A 20,256-nucleotide genomic window follows, 5' to 3' on the forward strand; every position below is an offset into this window, starting at 1 on the left:
AAGATGCTCCCCCGCGATGCGGGGGAGCTGTCGCGGAGCGACTGAGGGGGCGAGCTGGACATCGGCCGTGCCGGCCCCCTCCGGCCCCCTGGGCCACCTCCTCCGCATCGCGGGGGAGGAACTAGCCGATTAAAGCCACAGCCCTTCCCCCTCGACGCCATCCCCCCAGAACCCTGGCTTCGGCGGCGTGATCCGGCCGCGCTCGACCCGCAGCCCGCCGGGGTGATCCACGGCCAGCCACCACGGGCCATCCAGATCCGCGAAGTCGCTGGCCCCGCCCAGATGCAGGGCCGGCGCGACGCCCAGGGACGAGGCGACCATGCAGCCGGTCATCACCTGGAAGCCCAGGGCCCGGGCGGCTTTCAGCATCGCCACCGCCTCGGTCAGGCCGCCGGTCTTGTCGAGCTTGAGATTGACCGCCTGGTAGCGGCCACGCAGGGCCGCGAGGTCTCCGCCGACATGGACGCTCTCGTCGGCGCAGACCGTGAACGGCGGGTCCCAGCCCTCCAGCGCCTGGTCCTCGCCGGCCGGCAGCGGCTGCTCGACCAGGGCGATCGGCAGGTCGGCCAGCAGGGGCTTGAGATCGCGCAGGATCTCGAAGCTCCAGCCCTCGTTCGGATCGACGATGAAGCGAGCGCTCGGCGCGGCGGCGGCCACGGCGCGCAGGCGGGCGGCGGGGTCCTCGGCCGACAGCTTGATCTTGATCAGCGGCGCGTCGGCGACGGCGCGGGCGGCGGCCTCCATGGCCTCGGGCGTATCGAGGCTGACGGTGACGGCGGTGACGAGGTCTCGTGGGATGGGAAGGCCCGTGGCCGTCGCGACGCTGACGCCGGTGCGCTTGGCGCGCAGGTCCCAGAGCGCGAGGTCGAGGGCGTTGCGGGCGGCGCCGGGCGGCAGGGCTGCGCAGGCGGCTTCTGGATCAGTGGCGGACAGCGCCGGCGCCAGCTGGGCCAGCACGCTGTCGACCGTCTCGCCGTAGCGGGCGTAGGGCACGCTCTCGCCGCGCCCGACATGGCCGTCAGCGGCCGCGATCACCTCGACCACCTCGGCGGCGGTCTTGACCCCGCGCGAGATGCGGAAGGGGGCCTTCAGCGGATGCGAGACCGGGCGGGCGGAAACGACGATCGACATGCCCGAGGCATGGCGCCGTTCGGATCAGATCACCAGCCCCAGCGACGAGGAATGGGCGAGTCGGCGCGGCGCTCGGCCATCACCTTCAGCGCCAGGGGACGATCGACGACGAACAGCGCCGCCCAGACCAGCAGCACGCCGGCGTAGTGGACCGCGCCCAGCAGGCCGCCGGGACGGCCGGGACGAACAAAGCGGCGCGGCGCGGGGAACGGCGAGGTGATGGCGAAGTCGGTCATGTCGTCGGCGTCCTTCATCTGATGAAAAGGACCTTGGCCTTCGCCTGCGCCAGAAACGGACGTATAGAACTCCCCGCGCCAGCACCGCGTTTTGACCGGGCAAGTTTTCAGAGGATCGTCATGGCCAAGACCGTCAGCATCAACATCCCCCATCAGCTGGGCGCGGCCGAGGCCAAACGCCGCCTGGAAGAGGGCCTGGCGCAGATGGCCGGCCAGATCCCCGGCGGCGATCCCAGCCGTTTCACCCAGAGCTGGGCCGGCGACACCCTGAACTTCTCGGCCGCCGCCATGGGCCAGACGATCACCGGAATCGTCCAGGTGCTGGACGACCACGCCCGCCTCGACGTCAGCCTGCCGGGCCTGCTGGGCATGGCCGCCGGCAAGATCAAGGACGAGCTGAACCGACGCGGGCAGCTGCTGCTGAAGTAATTCCTTCTCCCCTTGCGGGAGAAGGTGTCGGCCGAAGGTCGACGGATGAGGGGTTGTACAGGCCGGCGGAACCCCTCACCCGGCCCTTCGGGCCACCCTCTCCCGCACGGGGAGAGGGATCACACCACCGCCACCTCCACCGCCTCCAACCGCTCCGGATCGCCGGCGACGAAGATCTCGACGATCCGGCCGTTATCGACGCGGAAGTCCAGCACCCGCGTCATCCGTCCCAGCGGCGCCACGACCGCGCCGATCGCGCCGTCGACCAGGGCGGTGCGGGCCGTCTGGGCCAGGCCGTTGTAGAAGTTGGCCACCTTCTCGGCGCCGCGCAGCTCGCGGACCTGGCCGCCGCCGCCCAGGACGTCCGAGCGGACCACGACGTCCGGCGCCAGCACCGCCATCAGCCCCGCCAGGTCGCCGGTGCGCGAGGCCAGCAGGAAGGCGTCGACCACGCTCTTCTGCGCGGTCTGGGCGGCGTCCAGCGCCTGGCCGCCCCGCACCCGCCGACGGGCGCGGCTGGCCAGCTGGCGCGCGGCCTCGGGCGTGCGCTCCACGATCGGAGCGATCTGGTCGAACGGCAGGTCGAACAGGTCGTGCAGCACGAAGGCGATCCGCTCGGCCGGCGTCAGGGCCTGCAGCACGACCAGCAGGGCCAGGCCCACGGAGTCGGCCAGGATCGTCTCGCGTTCGACCGCGTCCTCGGCGGCGACCGAGGGTTCGGGCGCGCCCTCGCCGATCGCGTCCTCGCGCCGCGCCTTGCGGCCGCGCAGCATGTCCAGGCACACGCGGGAGGTCACCGTCGTCAGCCAGGCCGACAGGTTGTCGACGCCGGCCCCGCCCGTGCGCGACAGGCGCAGCCAGGCCTCCTGCACCGCGTCCTCGGCCTCGGGCAGCGAGCCCAGCATGCGGTAGGCGACGCCGCGCAGGCGAGCGCGGTCGGCCTCGAAACGCTGGGCGAGATAATTTTCTGGCGGCATCGGTCACATCGCTCCGTCGGGCTTCGTCACCTCTTCGACGAAACGAAATCGCCGGATGTGACCGGCGGCGTCAGCAAACCGCAAGGAGCTCCCGATGCAAGCCAGGATGAAACAGCCCGCCCAACTGCTGCCCGACGCCTTCAAGGCGATGATGGCCCTGTCGAAGTCCGCCCATGTCGAGGGCGTGCCGGAAACCCTGCACGAACTGCTGCACCTGCGCGTCAGCCAGATCAACGGCTGCGGCGTCTGCCTGGAGATGCACGCCCGCGGCGCCCTGAAGTCCGGCCAAAGCCCCGAGCGCGTCGCCACCGTCGCCGGCTGGCGCGATACGCCCTATTTCACCGACGCGGAGCGCGCCGCCCTCGCGCTGGCCGAGGCCGTGACGCGCGTCGCCGACAAGGCCGATCCGGTCTCGGACGAGGTCTGGGACGAGGCCGCGCGGCACTATGACGAAAAGGCGCTGGCGGGCCTTTTGATCAGCATCTCGGCGATCAATGTCTGGAACCGGCTGAACGCGGCGACGCGGCAGGTGGCGGGAACGCTGGGGGTGTAATCGGCTTCCTTCTCCCCTTGCGGGAGAAGGTGTCGGCTGAAAGCCGACGGATGAGGGGTCGAAAGGTCTTTCCGGATAGCGGAGTGCGACCCCTCACCCGGCCCTTCGGGCCACCCTCTCCCGCAAGGGGAGAAGGAAATCGCCCTTACAGCCGCCGCTCGTCGAAATCGTGCCGGCCCAGGCTCTCGAACCGGCCTTCCTCGGCCTTGTTGATGTACTGAGAGGCCACCAGCCAGGACTTCACCGGGCGCAGGGTGGCGAGACACCCCAGGATCAGGGCCGGGAAGGTCGTGACCAGGTGGACCCAGATCGGCGGCTGCCAGACGACCTCGGCCCAGGCGAAGAAGGCCGTGACGATGATGCCGACGCCGCTCATCACGAAGAACGCCGGGCCATCGGCCGGATCGGCGAAGCTGTAGTCCAGGCCGCACTGGTCGCACTTGGGCGCCAGCTTCAGAAAGCCCTGAAACAGCTTGCCCTGGCCGCAGCGCGGGCAGCAGCACTTGAGGCCGGCCTCGATCGGGGTCGGAGAGTCGTAGAACACGTCGTCGGCCATCGAATGACCCCTTCCTACAATCGCAGGCTTGATCCATACATTTCGGATATAATGTATGGATATATGCCGATGAACGCAACTCAGGGCTCGCCGAATCCGGCCGCCGCCTGGCTGCGCCGGGTGGAGGCGCTGGATGGACCGGCCTATCGCCGCATCGCTCAGGCCCTTGAAAATGCGGTGGCCGAAGGCGAGTTGCAGTCCGGCGACCAGATCCCGGCCCAACGCGACGTCGCCCGGCGGCTCGGCATCGACTTCACCACCGTCACCCGCGCCTACGCCCTGGCGCGCGAACGCGGGCTGATCGAGGGCGCCACGGGCCGCGGCACCTTCATCCGCTCGCGCACCGAGGAAGGCGAGGCCGGCCTCCTCGACCTGTCGATGAACCTGCCGCCGCCGCCCGCCGGCCTGAACTTGGCGGCGCTGCTGCGCGAGACGACCGGCGCGATCCTGGCCCGCACCGATCCGGCGACGCTGATGGCCTATCACGCGGGCGCGGGATCGCTGGCGCAGAGAACGGCCGGCGCGGCCTGGCTGGCGCCCAGCCTGGGCGCGGTCGATCCGGCCCGCGTCGTCGTCGCCAGCGGCGCCCAGACCGCGCTGTCGGCCCTGCTGGACCACCTGACCCGGCCCGGCGACGCGATCCTGGCCGAGGCCTTCGCCTATCCGGGCCTTTTGGCGACCGCGGCGCGGCGGGGGCTGACGGTGATCGGCTGTCCGTTGGATGAGCAGGGACTGGAGCCCGCAGCCCTGGCGCGGCTGCTCGCGGAACATCGCCCGCGCCTGATCTGCTGCACCCCGACCTTCCAGAACCCGACGGCGGCGACCATGAGCCTGGCGCGGCGCGAGGCGGTCGCGGCGGTCGCCCGCGCGGCTGGCGCGACGATCCTCGAGGACGACGCCTACGGCCTGCTGCCCGCCAGCCCCCCGCCGGCGCTCGCCAGCCTATGGCCCGAAGGCGTGTTCCATGTCGCCACCACCGCCAAGACCCTCTCGCCGGGCCTGCGCGTGGCCTATGTCGTCGCGCCGCCGGGACGGGCCGAGGGGTTCACGAGCGCCCTGCACGCCATCGCCCAGATGCCGCCGCCGCTGATGGCGGCCGTGGCGACCAGTTGGATCCGCGAGGGCGTGGCGGGCCGCGTGCTGGCCGGGGTGCGCGAAGAGGCGATGGCCCGGCGGGCGCTGGCGGCCGAGCTGCTGCCCGGCGCCGTGGGCGGGACCGAGAGCCTGCACGTCTGGCTGCCCGGCGCCCGCGCCGATTGGGCGGCCAAGACACACGGCCTGGCGCTGGTGGGCGCGGAGACGTTCAGGGCGCCGGGCGTGGCGGGCGAGGGCCTGCGGATCTCGCTGGGCGCGGCCGGCAAGCGCCCGACCCTGGCGCGGGGCCTGCGGGCGCTGGCCAACCTCTACGGCTGACTTCAGTACTCGACGTCGTCCTCGGCCTCGCCGCCTTCCTCGCCGCCCATGGCGTTCTCGAGGCTGTCGATGATGTCGTCCATCTGGTCGGGGGTGATCGAGACGTAGAGCGACTCTCCGCCGATGGCCGAGACCAGCAGGCGATAGCCGTCCTCGGTCTCCTGCAGGCTGAACGATTGGAGCGGCAGGAGCTTGGCCATGGGGGAGGATCCTTCCCGGAAAGAGGAGGCGCTGATCTAGAGGCGCTGGGGTTCGAGTTCAACGCGGTTGCTTGGAAATCCTCTCCCTAGCGGGGGGCGGTGTCGGCGCGAAGCGGCGACGGAGGGGGAGGAGGCAAGCTTTCCAGCACTTCCCCCTCCGGCCTTCGGCCACCTCCCCCGCTGGGGGAGGATTGAGTCCTTGCCTATTATACGATCGTACAGCAACACTTCCCCATCACTCGGGGGAGAACGACCATGGCCGCGACCGAGACCCGCGACGCCGTCATCATCGGCGGGGGGCACAACGGCCTCGTCTGCGCCTTCTACCTGGCCAAGGCGGGGCTGAAGGTCACGGTCTGCGAGGCGCGAGGCGTCGTGGGCGGCGCGGCGGTGACCGAGGAATTCCACCCCGGCTTCCGCAACTCGGTCGCCAGCTACACGGTCAGCCTGCTGAACCCGCGGGTGATCGCCGACATGGGCCTGCGCGACTACGGCCTGACGTTCCTGGAGCGGCCGATCTCGAACTTCCTGCCGATCAGCGACGACAAGTATCTGAAGCTGGGCGGGGGCCTGGAGCGCACCCAGGAGGAGTTCCGCAAGTACAGCCGTCGCGACGCCGAGGTGCTGCCAGCCTATTACGCCATGCTGGACGAGATCGGCGACGTGCTGCGCGCCTTCGCCCAGGAGACGCCGCCGAACCTGGGCGACGGCCTGCCCGGCTTCCTGCGCGCCCTGCGCCAGGGCGGGCGGCTGGCCCTGCTGCCCCGAGAGCGCAAGCGCGACCTGCTGGACCTCTTCACCAAGAGCGCGCGCGACGTGCTGGACGGCTGGTTCGAGAGCGATCCGGTCAAGGCCGCCTTCGGCTTCGACGCCGTGGTCGGCAACTTCGCCAGCCCCGACACGCCGGGCTCGGCCTACGTCCTGCTGCACCACACCTTCGGCGAGGTGAACGGCAAGAAGGGAGCCTGGGGTCACGCGGTCGGCGGCATGGGGTCGATCACCCAGGCCATGGCCAAGGCGTGCCAGGCGGCGGGCGTCGAGATCCTGCTCGACGCGCCGGTCGAGGCCGTCCACGTGGACGGCAAGAAGGCCGTGGGCGTGCAGCTGGACGACGGCCGCAGCGTCATGGCCCCGATCGTCAGCGCCAACGTCAATCCGGCCCTGCTCTACAAGAAGCTGGTCCCGCCCTCGGCCCTGGCGCCCGACTTCCGCAAGGCGGTGGACGGCTACAAGAACGGCTCGGGCACGTTCCGGATGAACGTCGCCCTGTCCGAACTGCCCAGCTTTACGTGCCTGCCGGGCAAGGACGCGGCCGAGCATCACCAGTCGGGGATCGTGATCGCGCCGAGCCTCGACTACATGGACGCGGCCTATCGCGACGCCAAGGCGGGCGGGATCAGCCAGGCGCCGATCGTCGAGATGCTGATCCCCTCGGCCATCGACCCCACCCTGGCGCCGCCCGGCCAGCATGTCGCGAGCCTGTTCTGCCAGCAGTTCGCGCCCACCCTTCCCGATGGCCGCGGCTGGGACGACGAGCGGGAGGCGGCCGCGGACCTGATCATCGATACGGTCGAGAAATGGGCGCCGGGCTTCAAGGCCTCGGTCGTCGGCCGGATGATCCTGTCGCCGCTGGATCTGGAGCGAAAGTTCGGCCTGATCGGCGGCGACATCATGCACGGCCACATGTCGCTGGATCAGCTGTGGGCCACCCGCCCGTTCCTGGGCCACGCCAGCCATCGCGCCCCGATCGCCGGGCTCTACATGTGCGGCGCGGGCACGCACCCCGGCGGCGGGGTGTCGGGCAATCCCGGGCGGAACGCCGCGCGCGAGATCCTGCGCGACAAGGACTTCGCCCTGGCGGTCAAGCTGTCGGTGGAGGGGCGGTGATGTTTCAACATCCGACCTTCCCGGCGAATGCCGGGACCCAGATACACCCCCAGCCTTTGCCGCCCTTGCTGCGTCACGACCTTACGATCTGGGCCCCGGCATTCGCCGGGGAGGTCGGGGAGAAGATGGCGCGATGACCCAGATCCCCAATGACGACCCCCTCGCCGACTGGGGTCTTCCCGGCTGGACCTACCACTCCGAGCGGTTCTTCCGCGAAGAGCAGGAGAAGATCTTCCGGCCCTCGTGGCAGATCGTCTGCCATCTGAACGACATTCCGAAGGCCGGGGACTTCCACACCTTCGACTTCATCGGCGAAAGCCTGGTCGTCGTGCGCGGCAAGGACGGCGGCGCGCGGGCCTTCGCCAATGTCTGCCGCCACCGGGGCGCGCGGCTGCTGGACGGCCCCGTGGGCCACTGCGGCCGGATCGTCTGCCCCTATCACGCCTGGACCTACGACCTGGAGGGTCGGCTGATCGGCGTGCCGATGCGCGAGGACTATCCGGCCTTGGACATGGCCAGGGAGGGGCTGGCGCGGATCGAGGTCGAGGTCTGGCGCGGCTTCGTGTTCGTCAGGCTCGGCGGCGACGGTCCGTCGGTGGCGACCATGATGGCGCCCTACGAGCACGAGGTCGCCCCCTACCGCTTCGAGGATCTTCAGCCGTTCGGCCGCGTGACGCTGCGGCCGCGCGCGGTGAACTGGAAGAACATCAGCGACAACTATTCCGACGGCCTGCACATCCCCGTCGCCCATCCGGGCCTGACCCGGCTGTTCGGCAAGGGCTATGGGGTCGAGGCCCATACCTTCGTCGACAAGATGTGGGGCCAGCTGATCGACGAGCCGTCGCGCAATCCGTCCGAGCGGCTGTATCAGGACATCCTGCCCGACGTCCCGCACCTGCCCGCCGACCGCAAGCGGCTTTGGACCTACTTCAAGCTCTGGCCCAACTTCGCCTTCGACATCTATCCGGACCAGGTGGACTTCATGCAGTTCATCCCGATCTCGGCCACGGAGACGATGATCCGCGAGATCGCCTACGCCCTGCCCGACGACCGGCGCGAGATGAAGGCGGCGCGCTATCTGAACTGGCGCATCAACCGCCAGGTCAACGCCGAGGACACCGAGCTGGTGGCCCGGGTGCAGCAGGGCATGGCCTCGCGGACCTTCACGGCGGGGCCGCTGGCGACCAGCGAGGTGTCTCTGCGGAGCTTTGGGCGGAAACTGCGGGCACTGGTTCCGGAAAGCCGCCTGCCGACGCCGCCGGAGGGGTGGTGAGGTCCTTCTTCCAGCAAAATTCCAATGTCATCCCGGCCGCAGCGAAGCGGAGAGCCGGGACCCAGGGGTCGCCGCAGTGCGTCCGCCCCTGGGTCCCGGATAGCGCTTCGCGCTTCCGGGATGACACGGGTTGCTTGATTGGAAATCTGAAGTGACGTCTCGCGGCGCCTTCACCCGCGCAGACCCCGAAATCCGCCGCCAGGCGCTGGTCGCCGCCGCCGAGGCGGTGCTGGCGCGGGAGGGCGTGGGCGGGACCAGCGTGCGGACCATCTGCGCCAAGGCCGGCGTCTCACCGGGCCTGCTGCGGCACTATTTCGAAGGCGTCGACGATCTGATCGCCTGCGCCTACGAAGCGGTCAGCCAACGGATCGACGCGGCGCTGGAGGCGGCCCTAACCAGCGCCCCGCCGACGCCGCGCGCGCGGCTGCTGGCCTATCTGACCGCCAGCTTCGCCCCGCCAGTGCTGGATCCGAACCTGCTGGCCGCCTGGATCGGCTTCTGGAGCCTGGTCAAGACCAAGCCGCGCATGGCGGCCATCCATGCGGCGTCCTACGCCGACTTCCGCGCGAGGCTGGAGCGCCTGCTGGCCGACGCCGGCGCGCGCGAGACGCGCCAGGCGGCGATCGCCCTGACGGCGACCGTGGACGGACTATGGCTGGAGCTGTGTCTCGATCCGGCGACCTTCGGACCGGACGAGGCGGCGCGGATCATCGCCCGCGCCCTGGAAGCCTGGCTTCCAGAAGAAGCTTAGAGCCTGTCTGGTTTAGATGGAGCCGTCTAAACCAGATAAACAGGCTTTAATTCATACACTTAGAGCGCGCTTGGGCGGCTTAACCGCCTACACTTAAGCCTAACGCGCTCTCGAGTTTCCGATCTTCCCAGCGAAAGCCGGGAATGGAAGTCGCCGGGGCTCGCTGTCGTTGCAGCGCCAATCCCACCACCCCTGCGCTTCGGTTTCGGCTTTCGCCGGGAAGACCGGGCGCCCCCTTCTCGTTGAACGTACCGTCCGCACTCGGTCTTTTTCGAGGCGACGATCCGTTCGATCCCTTCAAGAGCCTGTCCGCCGAAACTATTACGCGACTTGAGAGCGGACACACTCCAAACGCTTACTCGCGAGCGTTCTGCACGCCTTGCACGACGTCATGCAAGCGCTAAGCGCTTTCAGGCGGCCGCTTGATTGGCGGCGCGGTTGCGTCCCCAGGCGGGAACGCGGACCTCCGGCTCGAACACATGGACCTGCGCCTTGCGCCCCTGCTCGCGCATGTGGTGCGCCAGGAGTTGGGCCAGAGCCTCGGCTTCGTGCTGGGAGGAATAGCAGCCGATCATCTCGGCCGAGTCGTTCCAAGTTACGTGCCAGACGCCGGAAACCGGGCGGACGTAGTAGTGATTCTCGGTCATGGAAGACCTCCTGGAGACGACTTAACGTGGCACTAACCACGTTCACATGACAGTTGTTTCGCGATCGCACAATCAAATTGCGCTGCGATGCACAATGCATGATCCGAGCCAACGCCGGATGTGCTGTTTTTCACCCAACGGGCGAGATCGCTATTTTCCGCCTGTCGCCGCAAGGGGCGGGCGATCCGGGGACGGACGTCGTGCGACGCCCGCCCCCGCCGCGTCTCGGCTAGAAGCCCGCCGAGAGGGTGATCTGCGCCGTGCGGTGCGGGCCGGGGCGGTAGTTGGCCGCGCCGGTCACGACGGTCGAGATCGTGCCCAGATAGTCCTTGTCGAAGATGTTATCGACATTGATCCGGGCCTTGATGTCCTTGAGCGGGCCGTAGTTGAAGCCCTCGCCAAGGTCCACGTACATGTTGAACAGCGTGTAGCCCTTGGTCTTCTCGTTGTTCATGAAGTTGCTGTAGCGATCGCTGATGTGGCGCGCCGACAGATTGATCACGGCCCACTCGACCGGCTCGAACGTCACGCCCGCCTGGACGGCGATCTCGGGGAAGTCCGGGACGCTCTTGCCCTTGAGGGCGTAGTCCGTGACCCCCGTGGCGCCCCGGGTCGAGAATCCGTCCTCGAACACCGACTTGTTATACGAAGCGTTGGTGTTGAAATAGATCTTGCCGCCCAGCGCCTCGGGCTTCCACTGGCCGCTGAACTCCAGACCGTAGGCGTGCACGCCGCCGACGTTCTGATAGTAGGTTTCCAGCGTGGTGGTGCCTGGCAGATATTCACTGAATGACTGCAGGCGGTTCTGGAAGCTGGTGTAGTAGGTCACCACCGACGCGTTGAAGGTCGGATAGTTGGCGCGATAGCCCAGCTCGATGTTCTTCGAGGTCTCGGCCTTGGGCGCGGGCACGTTCACGGTCGCCGGCGTGTAGTAGACGGCGTCGGCGCCGCGCGGCAGCGACATATTCTCCGAGTACGACGTGAACACCTGGCCGCGACCGATCGTGTAGACCGCCCCGACTTGCGGCAGGAAGAGATCCTCCCAGGTGGTCCTGAGGTTGGCGGTCTGGCTGAAGCGGAAGTCCTCGCGGTTGCGCTTGCCCAGCATCTGGTAGTCGACGCTCAGCATGCGGAAGCCCGCGTCGACCTTCAGCTTGCCGTCCGCCAGCACGATGGTGTCCTTCAGGAAGCCTTCCCAGGTGTCGCGCTTGGAGGTGTAGTCGCGCGTCCGATAGACAGGCTGGCTGAAGTCCGGCGCGCCCTCGGGCGAACCGCCCGCGACGTTGAAGGTGTTCGACAGCTGGTGGTAGTCGTCGTCCTCGTACCAGACGCCGCCCTCGATCTTGTGGTCGCCCAGGTTCCAGGTCACCTTGCCGGTCGCGCCCTTGCGGATGCCGTCGATCTGCGAGATCCCGAACTGCAGGCCTAGCGGCGCGTTTAGGCCCGGAACCACGGCCTTTTGCTGGTTGTAGTAGCCCAGCGCCGCGTCATAGCCGACGCCGCTGGAGCCCCAGCCGTCCTTCTTCTCGTAATAGACCGTGCCGGTGAAGCGCAGGTTCTCGGCCAGATCCTTGTGCAGGGTCACGCCATAAAGGTGGTCGCTCCGGGCGTTGAGGCCGAACTTGTAGTACTGGGCGTAGTTCGCGTTCGAGTACTTCAGTCCGCTCGCCGTCGGCGCCAAGTTGGCGATGTATCCGACATAGCCGAAGTCCCGGCCCTTGCGGCCATAGATGTCGCCGGCCGTCCCCTTGTACTGGGCGATCGTGAACGACGGCGAGTCATAGTCGAAATAGTCGTTGTGAACCGTCTGGAAGCTCAGGTCGCCGGACTCGAACTCCCAGCGGATCTTGCCCTCATAGTGCTCGCGGTCGATCGTGCCCGGACCGCGCCACTGGTCGCTGTTGATGACCGAGCCGCTGGCATAGGCCGAGAAGCCTTTGTGCTCGCCGGTTTCCAGGCGCAGGAAGGTGCGGGTCAGGTTGTCCTCGCCGAAGGTCTGGCTGATCTTGCCGCCAGCGGTCTTCTCCGGCTTCTGGGTGAAGTAGTCGACGATCGGACCCAGCGAGGCGTAGCTGGGCAGCGAGACGTCGCCGGCGCCCGACGAGGCGGTCACGCGCAGCAGGTTCTCGTTGTCGACATAGCGGTAGATAGGGCTGCCGCCGAACTGGTCGCTGCGGCCCATCGGAATATCGTCGAGCAGGAAGCCGACCTGCTGGAAGTTGAAGGCGCGGACGGTGACCGAGTTGCCGAACTCGTACATGCCCAGGGCGTCGTTGGCCTGGACGTTGAAGCCCGGCAGGGACTCCAGCATCTTCAGGCCGGTGATGCCGGCCGGCGCCGAAAGCAGCGCTTCGCGGGTGATCGACACCGTCGCGGTGGCCTGGTCGGTGCCGACGGCGATCGCCGCTTCCGAGACCCGCTTGCCGGTGACGACCACGGAGTCGACTTCGTTCTTGGTCTCTGGGCTTTTGGCCTCCTGGGCCTGGGCGACGCCCGCCAGACCAAGCACAGATGCCAAAATAATGGGCGTGATCAGGTTGTTCCTGCCACTATTTCTATCAGACGATATACTGGAACTCATAATCTATCCCCAAGGTATGTTTGTACGCCTCGGGTATCATCCTCCGAAAACTTGGAGCGATGAGAATGCCTTATAGGCCTGCATAAAGCTCTGCTTTGATTATGACCAATTTTTAACCGTTAACGGCGTTCACTTGAGCGCCCGAGGGCAGCGGCCTTGCGCCCAGGCGCGCGAGACCATCCGTCGGCCTGGTGGGCTGCCTAATGCTGGTCCTTCACCACAACCCCGCCCTTCATGACCTTGGGCGCGGTCAACAGAACGGAGATGTCCGACAGCGGATCGCCGGCCACCGCGATCAGGTCGGCGTAGCAGCCGGGGGCGTCGCAGCCGACCTGGCCGGTCTTGGACATCAGGTCCGCCGCCACCGTGGTCGCCGACTGGATCGCCTGCATCGGCGTCATGCCGTACTTGACCATGTAGGGCAGCTGCCGGGCGTTCCAGCCGTGCGGATAAACGCCGGCGTCGGTGCCATAGGCGATCTTGACCCCCGCCTTCACCGCCTTGCGGAAGCCCTCGCGCTGAGCGTCCGTCGTCTCGCGGTTTTTGCGAATCATGCCGTCGGGCCAGTGGTGCTCGCGGCCATAGGTGTCGATGAAGTCGCCATTGTAGATGTCGGCCACCAGGAAGACGCCCTTGGCCTTCATCAGGGCGATGCCCTCGTCGTCGATCAGCGAGCCGTGCTCGATCGAGCGGACCCCGGCGCGGACGGCGGTCTTGATCCCCTCGGCGCCGTGGGCGTGGGCGGTGACATAGGCCCCGCGCTTGGCGGCCTCCTCGACGGCGGCGCGGATTTCGTCCTCGGACAGCTCCAGCTGGCCCGGTTCGGTGCCCTCGGTCAGCACCGCGCCGGTGGCGATCAGCTTGATGAAGTCCGCGCCATGGACCAGCAGATCGCGGACCTTGCGATGGACGTCGGCGACGTCCTCGACCACGCCGCGGCGCATCTCGGCCGGAATGCCGACGTCGGGCGCCACGCCGGTGATCTCCCCGCCGCCGCCGGGCGCGGTGACATAGGCGCCCGCCACCGACATGCGAGGCCCCGGGACCGAACCGGCGGCGATCGCGTCGCGCAGGGCGACGTCGCCGAACGCCCGCCAACTGCCCACGTCGCGCACGCTGGTGAAACCCGCCATCAGGGTCGCCCGGGCGTGGACCGCGCCGACATAGGCCTGCTGGGCGGCGCTGCGCAGCAGGGGCTGGGCGATGTTCTCGCTCTGCTCGTCGTCGACCAGATGGGTGTGCATGTCGATCAGGCCGGGCAGGACCGTCATCTCGCTCCAGTCGACAAGCGGACCATCGGTCGGATCGCTCGTCCAGGCGGTGACGGCGGTGATCTTGCCATCCTCGATGCGGATCAGGCGATCGCTCGCCACCCCGCCGGACTGCGGGTCGATCAGCCGGCCGACGCGGACATACGAGACCTCCGCAGCGCTCGCGGCGGTCGCCAGGCACGCCGCCAGCGCGGCCAGGAAGAGACGAGCGGTCATCACGAGGCCTCCGAACCGCGCCGACGCGCCCGCCGCATCAGCAGATAGATGGGCGCGCCGGCGACCATCAGAGCCAGGCCCCAGAAGGTCACCGACCAGCCCGCGCCGTAGAAGGTCCAGACCGAGTAGACCGCCGCCAGGATCGCCACCACGGTCAGGGCCGGCGACAGCGGCATCCGCCCCTCGCGCCCCAGCTTCAACACCGCCAGGGCGGAGGAGAGGTAGGCGAACAGGCACGAGGCCGTGGCCAGCAGGGCCATGAAGGTGAAGGCGTCGGCCATCGACTTGGCGTAGTTCATCAGCACCAGGACGGTCACCAGGGCGCTGGAGACCAGATGCGCCCGCACCGGCGTTCCGTTGGCCGAGGTCTTGCCGATCCAGGCGGGAAAAACGCCCTCGCGCGCCATGGCCGCCGGCATCTCGCCCTGCAGCAGCACCCAGCCGTTCAAGGCCCCCAGGGCGCTGATCGCGGCGAAGGCGGCCAGGACCAGCCGCAGGTCGCCGCCGCCGTGATAGGCCACGAAGTCGACCAGCGGGGCGTTGGAGCCCTTCAGCACCGAGACCGGCGTCAGCAGCAGAACCCCGGCCGAGACGATCAGATAGACGAAGCCGGCGACCGCCGTGCCCAGCAGGGTGGCGCGCGGGATGTTGCGCTCGGGCCGATCGACCTGCTCGGCGGGAATGGTCGCCGACTCCACGCCCAGCAGGGCCCACAGGGTCAGGGCGGCCGCCGCGGTGACGCCGCCGCCGGACAGGGCCGAGGGCTCGAACGGCGCGATCGCGGCCGGGCCCTTGCGCAACAGGATCAGCCCGGCCAGCGCGGCCACGGCCGCCAGGGGCATGAGCTTGAGGATCGTGGTCAGCAGCTGGGTCCAGCCGGCCGCCCGGGCGCCGACGCAGTTGATGGCGGTCACGCCCCACAGCACCGCGACCGTGACCAGGGCGGCCAGGCCAGGCGTCTTCGCCAGGGCCGGGAAGAACACGCTGGCGTAGCTGACGCTGGCGATGGCGATCGCCGCGTTCGCCACCCAGACCGAGATCCAGTACGACCAGGCGACCATGAAGCCGGCCGGACGGCCGAAGGCCTCCTCCGTATAGACGAAGGGTCCGCCGGGCCGGGGAAAGGCGTGGGCCAGCCGCGCGAACACGAGGGCCAGGCACAGGGCCCCGCCGATGGTGATCAGCCAGGCGAGAACCGCGTTCCAGCCATACGGCGCCAGCGAGGCCGGCAGCATGAACACGCCCGAGCCGATCATGTTGCCCACGACCAGGGCCACGCACATCCAGAGGCCGAGGGGTTTGGCGGTCGGCTTGGTCATTCCAGAAATCCGACCTCCCCGGCGAATGCCGGGGCCCGGATCGAACCCGACAGGGGGTCAGGTTTGAGCGCGAAAAAGCGGCGCATCAACTTCAAACGCTCCGGATGAAACTGGCCCCGGCATTCGCCGGGGAGATCGGAAGAAGGGGCGTGGTGAAGGCGAACGAAAAAGGAGCGGCCTTCCGGACCGCCCCTTCGTCTTTCCCGCCTTACCTAGAACTGCTTGCCCAGCTTGATCCCCAAGGTCCGGGGCTGGTTGGGCACGATGTAGGTCATCGGATAGCAGAGGCTCTCGGCGCATTCGGCGTAGCGGTTCAGGCTGGCGCGCTTGTCGAAGATGTTCTTCAGATAGAGCGACAGCGACAGACCGTCCTTATCGATGCCCGTCGAGAGATCGACCGTGGAATAGCGCGGCTGCTTGCCGATCAGCCCGCGCTCCAGCGTCCGCAGATCGGTCCAGTTGCTGGTCTGGCCGACGTACGAGCCCTGGGCGAAGGCGTCCCAGTCGCCCAGATTGAAGTCGTAGCGGACGGTGACATTGCTCTTGAACTTGGGCGTCACCGGCAGGACCTGGCCATCCGGCGCCTGGGGCGAGGCGCACTGGGTGATCGGGTTGCCCGCGCTGTCGGTGAAGCCGCAGTAGTTGGCGCTGAGCTTGGCGTCGGTATAGGCGGCCGAGGCGTTGATCGTCAGGCCCTGGACCGGAACCCAGGTGACGTCGCTTTCCACGCCCTTGATGCGGGCCTGGTTGGCGTTCTTGATCTCGGTGAGGCCGTTGGCGCCCAGGATCGAGAACTGGAAGTTGGTCCAGTCCTCCAGATAGACCGCGCCGTTCCAGCGGAAGCTGTTGTTGAACCAGGTGGTCTTCCAGCCGGCCTCGTAGTTCTTCAGATAGTCGGCCTGGTACGGCGGCAGGGTGCTGCGCCGGTTGATGCCGCCCGGCCGGTAGCCCTTGGAGTAGGTGGCGTAGACCAGCTTGTCGCCGTCGATCTTGTAGGTCAGCGTCACCTTGGGAACGTTGCCGCTCTCCGAGACGCCCTTATCGAGGTTCGTACAGGGCGAGCCGGCGACCACCGGCCCCTTGAAGCAGGCCCGCTCGCCGGTCGAGCCATAGCCCTTGCCGTAGCCGTAGAAGCCGACCAGCGTGTTGTGCGCCTTGAAGAAGCGGATGCCGGCGGTCAGCATCAGCTTGTCGGTGATGTCGTACTCGACCTGACCGAACACGGCCTTGTCGCGATCGACGCGGTTCTGCTTGGTCAGCCAGATGGTGCTCGTATAGCCCGGCACCGAGATGTCGCTGCCCAGGCCGTCGATCCGGTAGTTCTGGAAGATGTTGTGCTTCTGCTTCTGGTAGAAGCCGCCGGCCACGATCCGCAGCTTCTTGTCCTGCGGCGAGGCGATCCGGATTTCGTGGCTTTCCTTGCGGTAGCGGTCCTTGCCCTGGATGTACTGCGAGGGATTGACCAGGTTGCCGGCGTTGTCGGTCCAGGCGAAGCCCGAGCCCAGCTGATCGTAGAAGTACGAGTAGTCGGTATAGTCCGAATTGACGACGTCGTTTCGCTTCAGATACGAGCCCGAATAGGTGACGTCGAGATTGGCGACCTGCCCCTCGATGGTCATGGCCGCCTGGACCCACTTGTCCTTGCTGCTTTCCGGATAGAAGTGGGTGACCTTCAGATCGCCGACCTTGGGGTCATAGGCGAACAGGCCGCCCACCTTCTGCACCTGGCCCATGACCTGGGGCGTGACCACCCAGTTGTCGTCCAGCTCGATGCGCAGGGCCGCGCGGCCGCCCTGGGTGTAGACGGTATTGTAGTCGTCCTTGACCCGCGCCTTGTTGAAGATGGTGACGTCGTTGGTCGGGTCGTCGTCGCCGCGGGTGTAGGTGCGCGAGCCGGCGACGTTGTCGATATAGCCCGCGTCGCGCACGTCCCAGCCCACCAGGCGGACCGCGATCTTGTCCGACAGCGGCATGTTGACGAAGCCTTCAAGCGTGTGGCCGGTCCCGCCGTGATCCACCTGGTTCAGCTCCAGATCGACGCCGGCCTTGAAGCCGATCGAGGTGGGCTTGTTGGTGATGATGCGGATGGTGCCAGCCTGGGAGCTGGCGCCGTACAGCGTGCCTTGCGGACCAGCCAGGGCCTCGACCCGGGCGATGTCATAGACGTGGACGTCCAGCGCGCCCTGGATGGTGGTGACCGGCTGTTCGTCCAGATAGACGCCGACGCTGGGCAGCGAGCCCGAGTGGTTGCCGTCGCCGCCGCTGGCGACGCCGCGCATATAGACCTGGCCGAAGCCGGGGCCCGACGTCGTGAACGACACGCTGGGAAGGTACTTCACATAGTCGACGAAGGCGCCGACCTGCAGCTGCTCAAGCTTCTCGCCGCCCAAAGCCTGGATGCTGACCGGCACGTCCTGCAGGTTTTCGGAGCGCTTCTGGGCGGTGACGACCACCTCTTCCAGAGCGGTGGCGCTTTGCGCGGCCTGGCTTTGCGCATGGGCCAGACCCGTCATCATGGTCGAGGCCAGCAAGGCCGCCGAATAGACGCCAACCTTTCTCGAACGCAGCAATCCCGACGCCATATTCCGCTCCCCCTCACCCCATTTGAGGGAACGATGTTCGACCTACGCCGAAGAGTCCGGCAAGCTTGGAAATTACGGTTTGGTGTCAATTCCCCCGAGTGTTGCAGAAATGGCAAGAACCGCGACAGATGGTCAAATAACGGGCGCATCGGGGTAGGCGTCGAGGACAGGCCCCAATGCCTCCCTGAGCGGGCCCAAGTGCGAGTCGAACTTCTGCCAGTGCTCGACGGCGTCCTTGAAGATCGGTCGCCGGACCTGCTCCGAGCTGGCCGTGCGCACGGCCCGCTCGGTCTTGTGCGGCGTCAGGCAGGCCTCTTCGAAGGGCAGGCCGCAGTGGTCCAGCAGGGCGCGGATTTCACGCTCAGGGTTCTCGATCATCGCCTCGTAGATCACGCGGTGGACCCGGCCCGGCAGCACGGCGTCGAAATGGGCCATCAGCGCGACATAGTCGGCGTAGTAGCGGCCGATGTCGGTCAGGTCGTAGCTGAACGCCTGCCCCCGCGCGAAGTGCTGCTTGAAGCCCGAAAAGCAGCAGCCCAGCGGGTGACGCCGCGCGTCGATGATCTTCGCGTTCGGCAGGATCAGATGGATGAAGCCCGCGTGCGCGAAGTTGTTCGGCATCTTGTCGATGAAGAACGGCTTGTCGGTCTTGCGCTGGACGCGCGTGCGCTCGATGAACTCCTCGCCCAGCTCGCGCAGCTGGTCGGGCGAGAGGTCGGCCAGCACCTCGGGATAGCGGGACTCGGCGCGATGGGCCGTCTTGCCGCCCAGGCGGCGGGCCATGACGATCAGGTCGGGCAGCTCCATGGTGCCCTCGACCATCGAGTGGCTGGCCAGGATCTGCTCGACCAGGGTCGAGCCGGCGCGCGGCAGGCCCACAATGAAGATCGGGTCCGGGGCCGTCGCCCCCTGCCCCGCCCGCGCCGCCAGGCGCTCCGGCGTGAAAAACGCCTTGGTCCGGGCGGTTTCGGCGGCGTTCTCTTCGGGATCGTAGTCCAGCTGCGCGCGGCGGATCGCGGCGCCGGCCGCGTAGTGGGCGAACGACTCGTCCCAGGCTTCGGCGTCCTCGTGCGCCTTGCCCAGGGCGTAGCGCAGGTGCAGGCGGTCGTCGTCGGACAGCCCCGGCGCGTCGAGGGCGGCGCTCATGGCCGCGATGTCCTCCGGCGTGAACTTGACGGTCTTGAGGTTGGCCAGGCTCCACCAGGCCTCGCCCAGGGTCGGCGCCTGAGCCAGCGCCTTGCGATAGGCGGCGATCGAGTCGGCCTGGCGGCCCACCGTCTTCAGCGCGTGGCCATAGCTCATCCAGCCCTTCGGCTGATTGGGATAGTCGGCCAGCATCCGTTCGCAGACGGCGATGGCGGCCTCGTATTCGCCCAGCCGCGCCAGGATCGCCGCGCGCAGATTGGCGTAGCCGGGGTGACGCGGATCCTTGTCGGTCAGGCGCTCGATCTGCGCCAAGGCCTCGCGGTTCTTGCTCTGGCGATAGAGCATGGTCGCCAGGTTGTGGCGGGCGGCGGCGAAGTTCGGGGCCAGCTCCAGGCAGCGGGTCAGCAGGGCCTCGGCGTCGGCATAGCGGCCCAGCCGGGCGCCGGTCTCGGCCAGCATGCGGATGGCGGCGACGTCGGCGGGATCGGCCTTCAGCCGTTCGCGCAGCAGGCGCTCGGCCTCGCCGAGGCGGTCTTCGGTGAGCGCGGTGGCGGCCTCGACCAGCAAGGGATCGCGGGTCGAGGCGCGCAGCTGCCGGGCCAGGGCCCGCTCGGCGCCGGCCTCGTCGCCCAGCAGGGACAGACACTCCGACAGGCCGCGCCAGGCCTCGGACAGGCGCGGCTCCAGGGCGCTGGCGCGGTCGAAGGCTTCCGCCGCCTCGGCCGTGCGGCCCAAGCGTTCCAGGCAGAGGCCCAGCTCCAGCTGGGCCAGCGGCAGGTTCGGCAAGCCCTTGGCCAGCGGCGCGACGGTCTCGAGCGCGGCCTCGATGTCGTCCGATAGGCGCAGCGCGGTCGCCAGCAGTCGCGTGGTGTCGGCGTGACGCGGCACGACCTCGAGGATCGCGCGGGCTTGCTCGGCCGCGAGGGCCGGATCGCTCTGCAGCAGCCGCTCGGCGTTGGCGAACGCGTCGGCGAGGCTGGCGGCGGGAGCGGTGGTCGTGGTCATGGCCCGAGGAGAGCGGGGGGAAGGCGGGGGTGTCAATCGCGGCTTGGCCAAATCCTCCCCCTAGCGGGGGAGGTGTCGGCTCG

At 68.2% G+C, this 20,256-nt stretch carries 17 protein-coding genes; 6 read left to right on the forward strand and 11 right to left on the reverse strand.

Annotation, left to right across the window (positions count from 1 at the left end; genetic code table 11):
* Nucleotides 1-129: 129 nt before the first annotated feature.
* Complete coding sequence (gene dgcA, locus AX690_RS16970; RefSeq protein WP_066680480.1) at nt 130-1,131, reverse strand: N-acetyl-D-Glu racemase DgcA; 1,002 nt, start codon at nt 1,129-1,131, stop codon at nt 130-132.
* A gap of 29 nt (nt 1,132-1,160) precedes the next feature.
* Entirely contained in the window at nt 1,161-1,367 is a 207-nt protein-coding gene (gene didA / locus AX690_RS16975) for a DNA damage-induced SOS-independent cell division inhibitor A (RefSeq protein WP_066680539.1), read from the reverse strand.
* Between the two features lie 120 nt (nt 1,368-1,487).
* Here didA and AX690_RS16980 point away from each other — a divergent pair, with 120 nt between their 5' ends.
* Complete coding sequence (locus tag AX690_RS16980) at nt 1,488-1,796, forward strand: polyhydroxyalkanoic acid system family protein (RefSeq protein ID WP_066730499.1); 309 nt, start codon at nt 1,488-1,490, stop codon at nt 1,794-1,796.
* Between the two features lie 119 nt (nt 1,797-1,915).
* Here the strand turns inward: AX690_RS16980 and AX690_RS16985 are convergent, their stop codons facing one another.
* Nucleotides 1,916-2,773: a sigma-70 family RNA polymerase sigma factor gene (locus AX690_RS16985; RefSeq protein WP_066730500.1), complete on the reverse strand. Its 858-nt coding sequence runs from the start codon at nt 2,771-2,773 to the stop codon at nt 1,916-1,918.
* Between the two features lie 94 nt (nt 2,774-2,867).
* Between AX690_RS16985 and AX690_RS16990 the strand changes: the two genes are divergently transcribed.
* Nucleotides 2,868-3,326, forward strand: a complete 459-nt coding sequence (locus AX690_RS16990; RefSeq protein ID WP_066680481.1) for a carboxymuconolactone decarboxylase family protein — start codon at nt 2,868-2,870, stop codon at nt 3,324-3,326.
* A gap of 145 nt (nt 3,327-3,471) precedes the next feature.
* Here AX690_RS16990 and AX690_RS16995 read toward each other — a convergent pair whose 3' ends face one another.
* A complete protein-coding gene (locus AX690_RS16995; protein ID WP_066680482.1) occupies nt 3,472-3,882 on the reverse strand; it encodes a DUF983 domain-containing protein in 411 nt (136 codons plus the stop codon).
* 3 nt (nt 3,883-3,885) lie between these two features.
* Here AX690_RS16995 and AX690_RS17000 point away from each other — a divergent pair, with 3 nt between their 5' ends.
* Nucleotides 3,886-5,295, forward strand: coding sequence for a PLP-dependent aminotransferase family protein (locus AX690_RS17000; protein ID WP_197426896.1), 1,410 nt, complete (start codon nt 3,886-3,888; stop codon nt 5,293-5,295).
* Nucleotides 5,296-5,297: 2 nt separating this feature from the next.
* Here the strand turns inward: AX690_RS17000 and AX690_RS17005 are convergent, their stop codons facing one another.
* Entirely contained in the window at nt 5,298-5,495 is a 198-nt protein-coding gene (locus AX690_RS17005) for a hypothetical protein (protein ID WP_066680489.1), read from the reverse strand.
* 255 nt (nt 5,496-5,750) lie between these two features.
* Between AX690_RS17005 and AX690_RS17010 the strand changes: the two genes are divergently transcribed.
* The 3 genes from AX690_RS17010 to AX690_RS17020 all read left to right on the forward strand — a co-directional run bounded on the left by AX690_RS17010 (nt 5,751) and on the right by AX690_RS17020 (nt 9,406).
* The gene (locus AX690_RS17010; protein ID WP_066680491.1) at nt 5,751-7,382 is read left to right on the forward strand and encodes an NAD(P)/FAD-dependent oxidoreductase; all 1,632 of its coding nucleotides are present in this window, start codon (nt 5,751-5,753) and stop codon (nt 7,380-7,382) included.
* Between the two features lie 133 nt (nt 7,383-7,515).
* On the forward strand, nt 7,516-8,655 hold the full coding sequence (locus AX690_RS17015; RefSeq protein ID WP_231732228.1) for an aromatic ring-hydroxylating dioxygenase subunit alpha: 1,140 nt from the start codon (nt 7,516-7,518) through the stop codon (nt 8,653-8,655).
* A gap of 130 nt (nt 8,656-8,785) precedes the next feature.
* Nucleotides 8,786-9,406, forward strand: coding sequence for a TetR/AcrR family transcriptional regulator (locus tag AX690_RS17020; RefSeq protein ID WP_066680498.1), 621 nt, complete (start codon nt 8,786-8,788; stop codon nt 9,404-9,406).
* Between the two features lie 410 nt (nt 9,407-9,816).
* Here the strand turns inward: AX690_RS17020 and AX690_RS17025 are convergent, their stop codons facing one another.
* The 6 genes from AX690_RS17025 to AX690_RS17050 form a co-directional block, all read right to left on the reverse strand.
* Nucleotides 9,817-10,053: a hypothetical protein gene (locus AX690_RS17025; protein ID WP_066680499.1), complete on the reverse strand. Its 237-nt coding sequence runs from the start codon at nt 10,051-10,053 to the stop codon at nt 9,817-9,819.
* 229 nt (nt 10,054-10,282) lie between these two features.
* The gene (locus AX690_RS17030; RefSeq protein ID WP_066680501.1) at nt 10,283-12,634 is read right to left on the reverse strand and encodes a TonB-dependent receptor; all 2,352 of its coding nucleotides are present in this window, start codon (nt 12,632-12,634) and stop codon (nt 10,283-10,285) included.
* Nucleotides 12,635-12,834: 200 nt separating this feature from the next.
* Nucleotides 12,835-14,121, reverse strand: coding sequence for an amidohydrolase family protein (locus AX690_RS17035; protein WP_066680502.1), 1,287 nt, complete (start codon nt 14,119-14,121; stop codon nt 12,835-12,837).
* A complete protein-coding gene (locus AX690_RS17040; protein ID WP_066680504.1) occupies nt 14,121-15,440 on the reverse strand; it encodes an APC family permease in 1,320 nt (439 codons plus the stop codon). Before AX690_RS17040 ends, AX690_RS17035 begins: the two co-directional genes overlap by 1 nt.
* A 212-nt stretch (nt 15,441-15,652) precedes the next feature.
* The gene (locus AX690_RS17045; protein ID WP_066680505.1) at nt 15,653-18,022 is read right to left on the reverse strand and encodes a TonB-dependent receptor; all 2,370 of its coding nucleotides are present in this window, start codon (nt 18,020-18,022) and stop codon (nt 15,653-15,655) included.
* Between the two features lie 132 nt (nt 18,023-18,154).
* A complete protein-coding gene (locus tag AX690_RS17050; RefSeq protein WP_066680506.1) occupies nt 18,155-20,173 on the reverse strand; it encodes a tetratricopeptide repeat-containing sulfotransferase family protein in 2,019 nt (672 codons plus the stop codon).
* Between the last annotated feature and the right edge of the window lie 83 nt (nt 20,174-20,256).

Source organism: Caulobacter sp. CCH9-E1, from assembly GCF_001556515.1.
GTDB lineage: Bacteria > Pseudomonadota > Alphaproteobacteria > Caulobacterales > Caulobacteraceae > Caulobacter.

Bases quoted from the DNA above. Each gene is read 5' to 3' on its own strand.
- dgcA (WP_066680480.1), bottom strand. From the start codon at position 1,131: ATGTCGATCGTCGTTTCCGCCCGCCCGGTCTCGCATCCGCTGAAGGCC.
- didA (WP_066680539.1), bottom strand. From the start codon at position 1,367: ATGACCGACTTCGCCATCACCTCGCCGTTCCCCGCGCCGCGCCGCTTT.
- AX690_RS16980 (WP_066730499.1), top strand. From the start codon at position 1,488: ATGGCCAAGACCGTCAGCATCAACATCCCCCATCAGCTGGGCGCGGCC.
- AX690_RS16985 (WP_066730500.1), bottom strand. From the start codon at position 2,773: ATGCCGCCAGAAAATTATCTCGCCCAGCGTTTCGAGGCCGACCGCGCT.
- AX690_RS16990 (WP_066680481.1), top strand. From the start codon at position 2,868: ATGCAAGCCAGGATGAAACAGCCCGCCCAACTGCTGCCCGACGCCTTC.
- AX690_RS16995 (WP_066680482.1), bottom strand. From the start codon at position 3,882: ATGGCCGACGACGTGTTCTACGACTCTCCGACCCCGATCGAGGCCGGC.
- AX690_RS17000 (WP_197426896.1), top strand. From the start codon at position 3,886: ATGACCCCTTCCTACAATCGCAGGCTTGATCCATACATTTCGGATATA.
- AX690_RS17005 (WP_066680489.1), bottom strand. From the start codon at position 5,495: ATGGCCAAGCTCCTGCCGCTCCAATCGTTCAGCCTGCAGGAGACCGAG.
- AX690_RS17010 (WP_066680491.1), top strand. From the start codon at position 5,751: ATGGCCGCGACCGAGACCCGCGACGCCGTCATCATCGGCGGGGGGCAC.
- AX690_RS17015 (WP_231732228.1), top strand. From the start codon at position 7,516: ATGACCCAGATCCCCAATGACGACCCCCTCGCCGACTGGGGTCTTCCC.
- AX690_RS17025 (WP_066680499.1), bottom strand. From the start codon at position 10,053: ATGACCGAGAATCACTACTACGTCCGCCCGGTTTCCGGCGTCTGGCAC.
- AX690_RS17030 (WP_066680501.1), bottom strand. From the start codon at position 12,634: ATGAGTTCCAGTATATCGTCTGATAGAAATAGTGGCAGGAACAACCTG.
- AX690_RS17035 (WP_066680502.1), bottom strand. From the start codon at position 14,121: ATGACCGCTCGTCTCTTCCTGGCCGCGCTGGCGGCGTGCCTGGCGACC.
- AX690_RS17040 (WP_066680504.1), bottom strand. From the start codon at position 15,440: ATGACCAAGCCGACCGCCAAACCCCTCGGCCTCTGGATGTGCGTGGCC.
- AX690_RS17045 (WP_066680505.1), bottom strand. From the start codon at position 18,022: ATGGCGTCGGGATTGCTGCGTTCGAGAAAGGTTGGCGTCTATTCGGCG.
- AX690_RS17050 (WP_066680506.1), bottom strand. From the start codon at position 20,173: ATGACCACGACCACCGCTCCCGCCGCCAGCCTCGCCGACGCGTTCGCC.